14 protein-coding genes are annotated in these 11,722 nt (G+C 30.8%); all 14 read right to left on the bottom strand.

All coding sequences use genetic code 11. The features are described from left to right. A partial coding sequence (locus tag KAR67_RS09740) for a motility accessory factor (RefSeq protein ID WP_072228470.1) occupies nt 1-144 on the bottom strand: 144 nt, incomplete at its 3' end. Beyond that, nucleotides 132-902, bottom strand: coding sequence for a flagellin modification protein PtmA (ptmA, locus tag KAR67_RS09040; RefSeq protein ID WP_002792780.1), 771 nt, complete (start codon nt 900-902; stop codon nt 132-134). The genes KAR67_RS09740 and ptmA, both read right to left, overlap by 13 nt. Beyond that, nucleotides 902-1,609, bottom strand: coding sequence for a CMP-N,N'-diacetyllegionaminic acid synthase (gene legF, locus KAR67_RS09045; protein ID WP_162284654.1), 708 nt, complete (start codon nt 1,607-1,609; stop codon nt 902-904). The genes ptmA and legF overlap by 1 nt, the downstream gene beginning before the upstream one ends. After that, nucleotides 1,602-2,507 (bottom strand): L-glutamine-D-fructose-6-phosphate isomerase subunit, encoded by a 906-nt coding sequence (gene ptmF, locus KAR67_RS09050; RefSeq protein ID WP_063651925.1) that lies wholly within the window; start codon nt 2,505-2,507, stop codon nt 1,602-1,604. The genes legF and ptmF overlap by 8 nt, the downstream gene beginning before the upstream one ends. After that, entirely contained in the window at nt 2,504-3,529 is a 1,026-nt protein-coding gene (locus tag KAR67_RS09055) for a nucleotidyltransferase family protein (RefSeq protein WP_002830540.1), read from the bottom strand. The genes ptmF and KAR67_RS09055 overlap by 4 nt, the downstream gene beginning before the upstream one ends. A gap of 8 nt (nt 3,530-3,537) precedes the next feature. Next, on the bottom strand, nt 3,538-4,692 hold the full coding sequence (legG, locus tag KAR67_RS09060; protein ID WP_063651928.1) for a GDP-N,N'-diacetylbacillosamine 2-epimerase (hydrolyzing): 1,155 nt from the start codon (nt 4,690-4,692) through the stop codon (nt 3,538-3,540). After that, a complete protein-coding gene (legI, locus tag KAR67_RS09065; RefSeq protein WP_063651930.1) occupies nt 4,685-5,689 on the bottom strand; it encodes a N,N'-diacetyllegionaminate synthase in 1,005 nt (334 codons plus the stop codon). The genes legG and legI overlap by 8 nt, the downstream gene beginning before the upstream one ends. Before the next feature lie 57 nt (nt 5,690-5,746). Then, nucleotides 5,747-6,868, bottom strand: a complete 1,122-nt coding sequence (locus tag KAR67_RS09070; RefSeq protein WP_002820085.1) for an N-acetyl sugar amidotransferase — start codon at nt 6,866-6,868, stop codon at nt 5,747-5,749. A gap of 117 nt (nt 6,869-6,985) precedes the next feature. Next, nucleotides 6,986-7,372, bottom strand: coding sequence for a hypothetical protein (locus KAR67_RS09075; RefSeq protein ID WP_002782233.1), 387 nt, complete (start codon nt 7,370-7,372; stop codon nt 6,986-6,988). A 2-nt stretch (nt 7,373-7,374) separates the two neighbouring features. Further along, nucleotides 7,375-7,692, bottom strand: a complete 318-nt coding sequence (locus KAR67_RS09080) for a 3-hydroxyacyl-CoA dehydrogenase NAD-binding domain-containing protein (RefSeq protein WP_060794143.1) — start codon at nt 7,690-7,692, stop codon at nt 7,375-7,377. 72 nt (nt 7,693-7,764) lie between these two features. Continuing rightward, entirely contained in the window at nt 7,765-8,307 is a 543-nt protein-coding gene (locus KAR67_RS09085; protein WP_002782229.1) for a transferase, read from the bottom strand. A gap of 108 nt (nt 8,308-8,415) precedes the next feature. Further along, nucleotides 8,416-9,570, bottom strand: a complete 1,155-nt coding sequence (legC, locus tag KAR67_RS09090) for an aminotransferase LegC (RefSeq protein WP_060794142.1) — start codon at nt 9,568-9,570, stop codon at nt 8,416-8,418. Beyond that, a complete protein-coding gene (legB, locus tag KAR67_RS09095; RefSeq protein WP_002802255.1) occupies nt 9,563-10,534 on the bottom strand; it encodes a 4,6-dehydratase LegB in 972 nt (323 codons plus the stop codon). The genes legC and legB overlap by 8 nt, the downstream gene beginning before the upstream one ends. Beyond that, nucleotides 10,531-11,722, bottom strand: a 1,192-nt coding sequence (locus tag KAR67_RS09100; protein WP_192801088.1) for a motility associated factor glycosyltransferase family protein, incomplete at its 5' end; no start/stop codon positions are given. The genes KAR67_RS09100 and legB, both read right to left, overlap by 4 nt.

An 11,722-nucleotide genomic window follows, 5' to 3' on the forward strand; every position in this document is an offset into this window, starting at 1 on the left:
TAGATTATCTTTACCTAAGATAAGTTCAAATTTACTTGATTTAATTTCTTTTAAACTTTCTTTTAAAAGAATATTACTTAAAGCCTCAATGTTTTTGTTAAAGAGTTCTTTTTGAGTAGGGGTGAAGGTCATCATAAGCCCCATCCATCATCTACCACTAAGGTTTGCCCTGTGATAAATCTACTCTCATCGCTAAGTAAAAACACCAAAGTTCCACATATATCATCTGCATCTAACATGCCTTTACTCGCACAACATTTTCTATAAGCTTTTAAAAAAAGTTCGTTTTGATTGTCTAAAATTCCCCCGCTTGCTAGGGTATTAACGCGTATGTTTTGATTAAAAAGCTCTTTAGCTAGCCAAGTACCCATGTGGTTAATCCCTGCTTTTATCACGCTATATTCTAAAGAGCTTTGCATGGAAGTGCCTTCATAGTTTTCAAATTTTGGCGCATAAACTCCCATGATGGAGCTAAGATTGATGATATTGCCATAGCCTTGTTGTTTAAAAAATTTCACAAATTCTTGAGCGGCTAGCATAAAGCCTGCTAAATGTAAATTTAAACTTTCACAAATTTGTTCGTATTTGAGTTCATAATAAGGCGTTTTACCCCAATCTTTGCCAAAAGGATAGCTTGAGTTAACAAAAGCATCGATTTTGCCGTATCTTTCTTGACTTTTTTGAAGGGCGGTTTGTAAGCTTTCTTGTTTAGTGATATCAAGTTCTAAGCTTAAAAGTTTTGTTTTAAAATTTGTTTCTAAATTTTCTTGCAATTTATTTAAGCGTTCTTTGTTGATATCTGCGAGTATAGGGATACCTTTGCTAAGAAGTATTTTTTGACAAAGCGCTTTACCTATACGCCCACAAGCTCCTGCTACAAAGATGATTTTATTTTCAAGCATTAAAAATCCTTTGGCGATAAATTTTTTAAAGAGATTAAAAACTCTACGATTTTAAAATCAAGCTCGCTATCAATATCAAAAGCCGTGCTTTCATCCATTACAAAAAGCCCTGTGTTTTTGCCAAAAACACTATCATTTTCTAAAAGATAATCCCTTTTAAAGATATAAATACTAGCGTTCATATCGTAGCATTTTGGGGCACTTTGGCGAGTGGTAAAATTTCCTTCTTTGGATTTTACTACCTTGTTATTTTGTATTTCTACGAGGTTAAAATAAGGATTGCGTCTAGCAGGAACTGCGGTGATGAGATTGGAATTATCATTTTTAACAAAACTTTCATAAGCTTTTTTTATATCAAGGCTTGAGCGAAGCGGGGCTGAAGCATCTAAGTCTATGAGAGTTTCAAAACGCGTTTTAAAGTGCTCTTCACTTCTTAGCAAGGCATCACGCATGACAGGAAGTTTTGCAGCCTGATCATTGGCAAGATGGGCTTCTCTTTTGAAAAAAACTTCAGCACCATATTTTTGGGCTACACTTGCGATTTCATCACTATCAGTACTTATGACTATGTGTTTAAAAAGCTTTGAATTTTGAGCTTGTATGATGCTATAAGCTATCATTTCAAGTTCGTTAATCTTTCTAATATTTTTGTTTTTAACGCCTTTACTTCCACCTCTAGCACAAATGGTGCATAAAATTTCAGCCATTTTTTTTCCTTACTTCATCACAAATTTCAAGTACTTTTAAAGCTTGCTTAAGATCGCAAAGTTCTTTGTCTTTTTCAAAGACTGCATGATGTAAATTTTGAAGGGTTTTTATCGTATCATTTTCAAAATTTAAGACTTTTTGACTTTGATCTTTGTGATAAATTTCGATTTTATTGTTTATCAAATCGGCTTTAAAACTTTTTTCTAAAGTATGGATGGTAATTTCTCTTTTGTTGAATTTAGAAAAATAGTCTAGTTCTATATGAATTTTAGCTTTTTGTGAATTTTTTAAAGCCAAAAAGGCAAAATCATCGCTTGTTATGTCAAGCTCTGAAATTTTAGCATTTTGAGAGTATATAAGCTTTAAGTCTCCAAAAAGAAAAAAGGCCAGATCGATTTCATGAGAAAGATCGAGTAAAACCCCACCACCTAGCTCTTTTTTAGCACTGTAATTTTGTCTGTAGTCTAAAGCCCTCCAATGAGGCAAATAAGAATTACAAACCAAACTAGCAAAATAAATTTTTTCATCTTTTAAAAGCTTTTTTAAAGCCACAATCACAGGATGAAAACGCAGTAAATACGCTACATAAATGTGATTTTTTGAGCTTGTGAAATTTTGCAGCTTTTCAAATAAAGGTTTTTCTACGAGTATGATTTTATCTTTTACAAGTTCATTTAAAGTTTTTAAGGTGTTAAAATGCTCTGTAGTGATGTTTGCAATGATAAAAAGATCAAATTCATTTAAATCACATTCTTTTAAAGAACGATAAATTTGAATTCTTTCAAGTTCTTTTTCATTAGCGCTTAAAGAAAGCAAACTTGCTTCATAATTTAAATTTTTTAAGGCTAAAAAATGCTTTTTTCCTATGCTTCCAAAGCCTATGATTAAGACTTTCATTTAAAATCCTCATTGGCTTTTAAAAACTCATCCGGCCTTCCAATGTCGATCCAATAATCATTGATGATATAGGTATTTACCTTGCCTTTTTGTAGGGCAAGTTTGATGAGTTCGGGCATGTCTAGGTATTCATTTTTAGCAATTAAATTTAAAATTTCATTTTCAAGCACATAAATCCCCGCACTTACTAGGAATTTTTGAGTGGGTTTTTCTTCTATATTTTCTATAAAACCTTGTTTTTGAGTGATCACCCCATAAGGAATTTGTTGTTCAAACTCACGCACACAAACACTCATTAAAGCTTTTGATTTTTTATGCGCTTTTAAAAGAGCATTAAAATCAAGCTCGGTTAAAATGTCTGCATTCATAACGATAAAACTTTCTTTAAATTCTTGTTTTATAAGGCTTAAAGCCCCTGCGGTGCCTAGTTTTTTACGCTCTTTAACATAAGAAATTTTAACCCCAAATTTTTGCCCTTTTTGAAAATAATCTTCTATGATTTGTTTTTTATAATTCACACAAAAGATAAAATTTTCAAAATTTTGATTTTTAAATCTTTGGATTATGCTTTCTAAAATGGGCTTTTTGCCTACTTTTAGCATGGGTTTTGGAGTATCTTTAGTCAGCTCTTTTAAGCGAGATCCTAAGCCTCCAGCCATTATGATAATGGAGTTTGGATTGGTTTTTAAAAGCGATGAGACAGATTTTATAGAAAGGATTTGCCCTTTTTCATCTAAAACAGGAAAGTCATAAATATCGGTTTTGGCAGAAAGTTTTAAAAGTTCTTCTTTGCTTGTGTTTTCTTTTATGGTGATGGGATTTTTAGTGTAAATATCCTTGATACTGTCTTTTAAAGTTTTGCCACCAATTAAAGCTTTTCTGATGTTTGAATCACTAATGACTCCTAAAAATTTATCCTTTTTATCAACTATAATGCCTAGTCTAACGCGTTCTTGCCCGACTATTTTTAAAGCTTCTTCTATGCTAGAATGAGGGATGAGTTTAAGTTTGTTTATATCCACGCTAAGCCTTATAAATCGATGAAATTTTTATGTAAAATTGTATCTAAATTTACATTTTTTAGGCAAGTTTTGATGATTTTATTGGGATTTTTATCATTATCATAAGGGTTTTTAAAATTTTTTAATTTTTGTTTAAATTCTTTGCTTTCTAATTTTTCAAAAGCTTGATCAAGATCATTGATTTCACAATCAATGATATTTTGAGTTTTTAAACGCCCTTTTTGTCTATCGCCTATGTTAATGCAAGGAGTTTTAAAAAAAGGACTTTCGCTAATGCCACTTGAAGTATTGCCCACCATAGCTTTGGCTATTTTCATAAGACTTAGGTATTTTTGTGAGCCAAGGTTGTCAAAAAGTTTAGCTTTGTGTGGGTTTTTTTGGCAATAATCTTGTAAAATTTCATTGATTAAAAGTCCATTTTCATCGGCATTTGCTTTGGTAAAAATCAAACTTGCGTTTTTAAGGGTGTCAAGTTTTTTAAGTAGGGTTTTAATCTCTTTTTGGGTATTTTTTGGCTTTAGAGTTAAAGGATGATAGGTGATTAAGTAAAGCTCTTTATCCAGTTTCATTTCTAAGGCTTTTTCTAAATCTTTTTTGTTTAAAAAATTCATATTTTTTATGATAGTAGAAGCTAAAGAACCTATATTAAAAACCCTTTTTTCTTCTTCTCCAAGTTGCAAAAGCCTTTTTTTATAAATTTCATGACTTACAAAATGTAAATGTGACATTTTTGAAATGCTGTGTCTTATACTATCATCAATAGCTCCTAAAGTAAGCTCCCCGCCACATAAATGCACTAAAGGTATGTGCATCAAAAGACATACACTTGCTACGCTAAGCATTTCATAACGATCGCCTAAAATCACCACCATATCAGGTTTTAAGTCTTCAAAAGCATCGCTAAAAGCACTAAAAGCTAAACTCATGCTTTTGCAAAGGCTTATTTTATCATCATTTGCAAGTAGGATAGGAATTTTCTTAGTGATTTTAAATTCTTTTTCTATTTCTTTATAAGTGAGTCCAAACTCAGGGCTTAAATGCGCTCCTGTAGCGATGATTTGAAGGCTTAGATCTTTATCGTTTTGAATTTCATGACATAAATTTCTTAAAAGATACCATTCAGCCCTTGTTGCACTGACTATACAAATTTTTCTTTTACTCACGGATAAGCTCATCTTCTTTGTAGTTTTTAGTAGCAATCTTACCCAAAAACTCTTCATATCTCATAGCACTTATACCATTTGCGGGGCGTTTGGTAGTAAGATTTCCTTCGCTAAAAATTTCTCCTTTTTGGATATCTTTTTTAGCGACTAAACTTTTTCTTACTATGTTGATATTTTTTTGTTCGCTTTTACTTGCTTTTTTTATGCCATCACCCATTGCCTTTTGTATTTGTCTTATTTGGGTGCAAAGCATTTTTAGTTCTTGAGGTTCTAAACTTGCTTTATGATCAGGCCCTGACATATTTTTGTCTAGAGTGAAATGCTTTTCTATCACGCAAGCTCCTAAGGCAACTGCAGCTAGGGAAATGTGTATGCCTCTTGTGTGATCAGAATAACCCACATCAAGCTTAAAAGCGTCTTTTAAGCTTTGCATGGCTTTAAGATTGACTTCATCAAAAGGGGCAGGGTATTCTGTAGTGCAGTGTAAAAGAGTGATATTTTGGCGTTTAGCGCCATTTTTGCAAAGCACATTTAAAGCTTCTTCTATCTCGCCTAAATTTGCCATGCCTGTTGAAAGTATGATTTTTTTATTAAGCTTTGCAATTTTTTTAAGATAGGGTAGATTGGTGATTTCTCCGCTTGGAATTTTAAAGATTTTTAAGCCTAACTCATTTAAAAGATCTACACTTTCAAGATCAAAAGGAGTAGAAAGAAAGGCAATATTGCATTTTTTTGCGTGTAAGATAAGCTCTTTATGAGCTTTAAGATCGAGTTCGAGTTTTTGTACCATTTGAAGCTGACTCTCATCACTAGCCGTGGTTTTAAGCTGATAGGGTGCTTTTTTAGCCTTTGTGCTGATACAGTTTTTGGCTTTAAAACTTTGAAATTTAACAAAATCAGCCCCTGAATCTGCTGCGATTTCTATTAACTTTTTAGCTAAATTTAAATCACCATTGTGATTGACTCCTGCTTCTGCAATGATGAGGGTTTTTTTCATGTTTGTTGCCTAAATTTAGTGTGCTTTATAGTGTTTAAAAGCAAGAGTTGTTCCAAATTATTTTAAAGGATTTTTTAATTTAAATTCTCCAAAATCATTTTTATAAAATAAATCCATATTGTAATGTTTTTCTACTATTTTCCAAAATGTAGTTTTGCTAATACCTATGAAATTACAAAAATCTTCAACGCATCTATTGTCAAGCTTATGATCTCTTTTTTGCACAAGTTCAATAGCTTCTTTTCTGCTTAAAAGTCCATAACGCACGAAACGAGCTGCGTAATCACTCGCACAAGCATGACCAAATTTAGGGTATTTCATCCAAGCGTGTAGGATATAGCCTATACTATCAACTTGATCAAAATTTTCTGCACACATTGTTCTATCCCATTCGCCTTCTAGATCAGTAAAACCACGACTTTTAGCAAAAATATAATTGCTATAAGAATTCCATTTTACAAAATAACTTAGATAAATAGGATTAAGTTTGTTGATATCATTTGCATTGGGATTAAAAAAGAGTTGTAGATTTTCTTCTTTGATTTCATCATCTATAAATTCATTTATATTTAAATCACTAGCTACACCATTTAAAAATATTTCTTTAGCGCTAGGAGTTTCTTCGGTATCACTACCTCCATATTCATAACTAACATTTTCTCCATAAACCAATAAAGGTGTATTAAATTTTAAAGCCATAGCAAAAGGATAGCTGTAAATTAGTCTATCAATAAACCAAGTGGGTTTTCCATATTTTTCAAAGGTTTTTAGCATAACTTTTTTTTGAGTTTTGATATCAGGCTTTAAGCTAATAATATGACAACCAAAAGTTTCACTTAAATTTTTAAGATTTTTCTTACCTGCTTCAGTCATGGTGAAATTATCTTCAACGCTAAAAAGAATAGGATTCATTCCAAGTTTTTCTTTCATGATATGCACTTGAAAATGCGAATCTTTACCTCCACTTACGGCAATAGCGCAATCATATTCAAATTTTCCATTCATTCTGCGGTATTTATCGCATAAGGCTTCAAGCTCTTTAAATCTTGCTTTATAATCAATATTTTCTTTATTTTTATGATTGATGCAAGCTGAACAGATATTTTTACCTTCTTTATCTTTTGTAAAATTAATACCAGGTCTAGTATTTGGCATCACGCAGTGATCACAATAAATCATTCCCCACCCCTTCAATATTAATAAAAATATTAGATTGTATAAAATATTAAATTAATATTTGCTTATTTTATAAAATATCACTTATGTTTGTTTTATTTTTCTACCTAAAATTCCTTTTTATAAGGCCTTTTTAAAGATTTTTGGATGGTAAAAATTTTCATCATCTTCTTTTAAATTCTTACAAATTTTATTACAAAGTTCTATGCCTATAGTGTCGATAATATTTAACAAATTTCTTTTTTCATAAAGCAAATCATAAACTGTTTGACATTCTTTGAAATTATAATCGTATTTTTCTATAATTTTAAAAAATGATGAAATTTCATTGAACAAAAGCAAATTTGCTAAAGCTCCTCGATTGCCTTTACTGCAAATGATATGAAATCCTAATTTTTTAAGATCTTTCAATGGGGTAAATCGTTCTAAATTAGAACCACAAAGTTCTATTAATTTGATATAAATAGTATTGAAAAAATGTATAAAATCGCAGTTTAAATCATCCATACTCAAAGAACTTGAATTCGAAAAACTATATTATTATCTCTAAGAATTTGCATGATTTCTTTTTTTAAATTTAAATCTTCATTTAAGCTTTCTATAGTCAAGCTATTTTTAAGATCTTCTATATGTTGGTAAATGTTTATTTTTCCGGCGTTAAAATTAGAAAAATCTATTTTTCTTTGTAGAAGTTTTCTTTGTTTTTCAAATTCGTATATATTGAGCTTGCTTTTATTATAAACACCTATTTCATAGCCTAATAAATAAAATAAAGCACTTATTTGCTTACCCATTAAACCAAAGTCTATGATATTAATTTCTTTCATTGTTTTTTCCTTGTTTTAATTATATTTTTATGAAAAATAAGTTGATTGGATGTGTAGTTTTTGCTAATAATACTACCTGCTTACTATGCAGTTATCTTCTAAGTTTACGCAAGGCAACAGGCTAACTCTAGTAGCTAAAAAACAATTTTTTCCTATGCTTGAATTTCCATTAAGTGTAGCATAAGGGCTTAAAATACTTCCTTCTCCTACCTTACAATCATGAGCTATGCTTGAATAAATATTACAAAGCACAAAATCTCCTATATTTGAATTAGCATTAATGGTTACAAAAGGACACACTATAACCCCTTGTCCTATTTTAGCTTCTTTTGAAACAAAAGATTGAGGATGTATAAAAGTGATAAAATTACATGATTTTTTTGAAAGTTTTACAAGGATTTTTTTTCTTAAATTGATTTGTCCTACACCTAAAGCAAAAGATGCTTTTTGAATGAACTTTTTATCGAAATTATCTTCATTGCCTAGATATTTTAAGTCAAAAAAATTATTTTCTTGTATATCAATATAGCCTATAATTTCGTAATTTGCATCTTTTAAATAAGAATAAAGCTCTCTAGCAAAGCCACCCGCTCCTATGATGATGACATTTTTCACGCACTTCTCCTAAAAGAAGAAGTAAAAAAATCAAATCCCCCCCCCCGCTATTCTCATATTTTTTCTTATTAAATTTTTTTAATGCTTTGAATTAAATTTTGCAACGCATCATTCCTTTTTATTTGCTATTCTAACGCTACTAGGTAAATTAATCAAGCGTTTTTCTAATTTTTTAGTGTTTATAAGCTCATTGCTTTGACAGTTTTGAAAAGCTTTTAAACTCGGTAAGCTTTTCCATACAGGACGGACGAAAATATTATTTTTCAAGCATTCTTCTAAAAAAATATTTCTTAAATTTTCATTTTTAAAAAGCAAGGTATTGAGCCAAAAATTGCTTTTTTCATTGCTTTTTTCATCGATAAATTGACATTTATCGTGATTTTTAAAAAAATCCTTGTAAATTTTAGCAAGTTCTCTTTTGTTTTCTAAAAAAAGTTCTAAATTTTCAAGTCCTGCAAACAAGATTGCTGCGTTTATATTGCAAAGACGGTAATTATAAGCTATCCTATCATGATCGTATTCGTAAGGATGGGGGATTTTAGCTGTGGTGCTAAGGTGTCTTGCAAGTTTGGCTAAATTTTCATCATCACTTAATATCGCCCCACCGCATCCACCTGTGATGATTTTATTGCCATTAAAGCTTAAAATTCCACACTTTCCAAAAGTGCCTAAGGCCTTGTTTTCATAGGTGCTTCCTAAGGCTTCTGCAGCATCTTCAATTAAAAGGATGTGGTATTTTTCACAAAGCTCTTTGATGGCTTTTATATGAGCGCTTAAACCAAAGGTGTGCATAATAACACAAGCTTTGATGGGTTTGTGTGTGGTTTTGTTATAGCTAAGATTATCTTTTTGATAAGTTTGATTTTCTAAAAAATGCTCTAAAGCCTTAGGACTTAAACTTAGAGTGTTTTCATCTATATCTAAAAAAACGGGTTTTGCACCTGTATAAGCGATAGCATTGGCCGTAGCGACAAAGCTTATGCTTTGAGTGATGACTTCGCAGTTTTCATCGATACCATTAGCTAGTAAAGCGATATGAAGGGCTGCTGTGCCTGTATTTGTAGCGATAACAAAGCGTGCTTTGGTTTTTTCTTTTAAAGCTTCTTCAAAACGCGTTACAAATTCTCCCACGCTTGAAACAAAACCGCTATCAATGCACTCTAAAAGATATTTTTTCTCATTGCCTATAAAACAAGGCTCATGTAGGGCGATATTTTCTTTATTAAAAAGACTTTTTATAAAAGAAATTTCTTTTTCAAACATTATAAAGCTCACTTTTATAATTTTCTAAATTTTCTTTAAAATACTCTATGCTTTGTCTCAAGCCTTCTTCTAGACTTATTTTGCTTTGCCAATTTGTAGCTTTTTTAAGCTTGTTTGCATCGCAACAAAGTCTAAAAACTTCGCTATTTTTAGGACGCAATCTTTGTTCATCTTGGATGATTTTTACTTTAGAATCTAAAATTTTTTGTATGAGATCAAGTACTTCTTGCATGGAGTATTCCACTCCTGAGCCTATATTATAAACTTCTCCAAAATGTTTTAAATTTAAAAGAGAGATAAAACCCTCGCAAGTATCTAGCACAAAATTTAAATCCCTTTTAGGGCTTAAATCTCCTAGTTTGATTTCCTTTGCTCCACTTAAAATTTGTGTGATGATGGTAGGTATGATAGCTCTTGCGCTTTGTCTTGGTCCATAGGTGTTAAAAGGGCGTGCAATATTGACATTTAAATTAAAAGAATTATAATAACTCAGCGCCATCATATCTGCAGCGATTTTGCTTGCAGAATAAGGGCTTTGAGGTTGTAAAGGGTGTTTTTCATCGATAGGTACATAAAAGGCTGTGCCATAAACTTCGCTTGTTGAGGTGTGGATAAAATGTGAAATCTCGTTTTTTTTAGCTGCTTCGAGCATATTTAAAGTGCCATTGACATTGGTATCCACATAGCTTTGTGGGGCTGTGTAGGAGTAGGGGATAGCGATTAAAGCGCCAAGATGAAAGATCGCATCTATATTTTTGGTGATTTTTTCGCAAAAAAAACTATCTCTTAAATCCCCACTTATAACTTCCATGTCTTTTAAAAAAGGACTTTTTTCTAAATGTCCCCAAAAATTAAAAGAATTATACTGGCTTAAAGCTCTGACTTTAAAACCTTTTTTGATCAAACTTTCACAAAGATGAGAACCTATAAAACCATCAGCACCTGTAACTAAAATATTTCTCACCTTCTCACCCTTTCCATCCATTTATCTAATTTTCTTTCTTTAAGTTTTTCTTCTAAAGGAAGTATATTTTTAATCAAAGCATTTTCTTGTGCTTTAATATGTCCATAAACTAATTCCATAAATTCTAAATGTTCTTTTATCCAAAGAATACTTTTATTAAAAGCATCTTCTTTGGTTTTAGGATTTAAGACATAAATTCTAGCAAGATTAAGTTCAAATTGAGTACGCAGAGGTTGTAAAATTTCATATAAATCTTGCATTTGTTTGATATTTTCTAATTTATTTTTAAATTCATCTATTTTTCTAATAGCCAAGTTTAAATCATTTTCTTTTTTGTTTAAATTTAAATATATATTTTGTATTTTTTCAAAATCATTGCTGAGTATTTTACTAAAATCTCTACAATGTTTAATACTTTGATAAACTTTATAATAAGCCTTAAGTAAAAACTCATTTTGTTTATTTAAACTTAAAGGTTCTAATTTTTCAAAAGGTTTATTTAAATCTTTATCAAGCAAATTCTCACAAGCCCATAAAAAAGGTTTTTCTATGGTTCCTTCTATCCTTGCTCCACCTTCGGTACAGTTGTAGGTGGTGATGTGATACTTAATAATCATTGCTTCTAGGATTTGTTTAAAAAATATCCAAAATTCATGAGTTTTAATTTCTTTTTTCCCACCATAAGCCTCGGTTAAAATATGTTCATACATTTGACTTTCATAATTAGCTGAATTTTGATAATCATCAGGATGAGAATTGCCATTTTCAGCATAAGCTAAATCCTGTCCTATAAAAATGATGTTTTTATGATTGAGTAGAACCGAAAGAAAATATGACATATGTGCAACGCTAGGTGTATTGTATAAAAAATCAAAATATTTAAGCTTTATATAGATTGGAAAATATAAATATCTTGGTATGATAAGATATTTTCTATTTCTATCCTTTAAATACTCAATCGCCTTTGGATGAACAACCCCTGCGCAAACAAACACAATATCCTTATCAAATTCCCCAAAATCATGATTGAAAAACTCAGCAGTAATTTCAGTTCTTTCTAGCATACAAACATAATCAGGCTTTATACCATGTTTAGCTAAAATAGGATAAGAAGAATCTGCACAAAAAATCGTAGCTTTGCTAGCATATTTTTTTAATAAAGGCAATTGTTTAGTAAGAGATGGTCCT

It is taken from the genome of Campylobacter sp. JH32 (genome assembly GCF_017846535.1).
GTDB classification, from domain to species: Bacteria; Campylobacterota; Campylobacteria; order Campylobacterales; family Campylobacteraceae; genus Campylobacter_D; species Campylobacter_D coli.

Excerpts from the sequence above, each read along its gene's own strand:
- ptmA (WP_002792780.1), bottom strand. The coding sequence starts at position 902 with ATGCTTGAAAATAAAATCATCTTTGTAGCAGGAGCTTGTGGGCGTATA.
- legF (WP_162284654.1), bottom strand. The coding sequence starts at position 1,609 with ATGGCTGAAATTTTATGCACCATTTGTGCTAGAGGTGGAAGTAAAGGC.
- ptmF (WP_063651925.1), bottom strand. The coding sequence starts at position 2,507 with ATGAAAGTCTTAATCATAGGCTTTGGAAGCATAGGAAAAAAGCATTTT.
- legI (WP_063651930.1), bottom strand. The coding sequence starts at position 5,689 with ATGAAAAAAACCCTCATCATTGCAGAAGCAGGAGTCAATCACAATGGT.
- KAR67_RS09070 (WP_002820085.1), bottom strand. The coding sequence starts at position 6,868 with ATGATTTATTGTGATCACTGCGTGATGCCAAATACTAGACCTGGTATT.
- KAR67_RS09075 (WP_002782233.1), bottom strand. The coding sequence starts at position 7,372 with ATGGATGATTTAAACTGCGATTTTATACATTTTTTCAATACTATTTAT.
- KAR67_RS09080 (WP_060794143.1), bottom strand. The coding sequence starts at position 7,692 with ATGAAAGAAATTAATATCATAGACTTTGGTTTAATGGGTAAGCAAATA.
- legC (WP_060794142.1), bottom strand. The coding sequence starts at position 9,570 with ATGTTTGAAAAAGAAATTTCTTTTATAAAAAGTCTTTTTAATAAAGAA.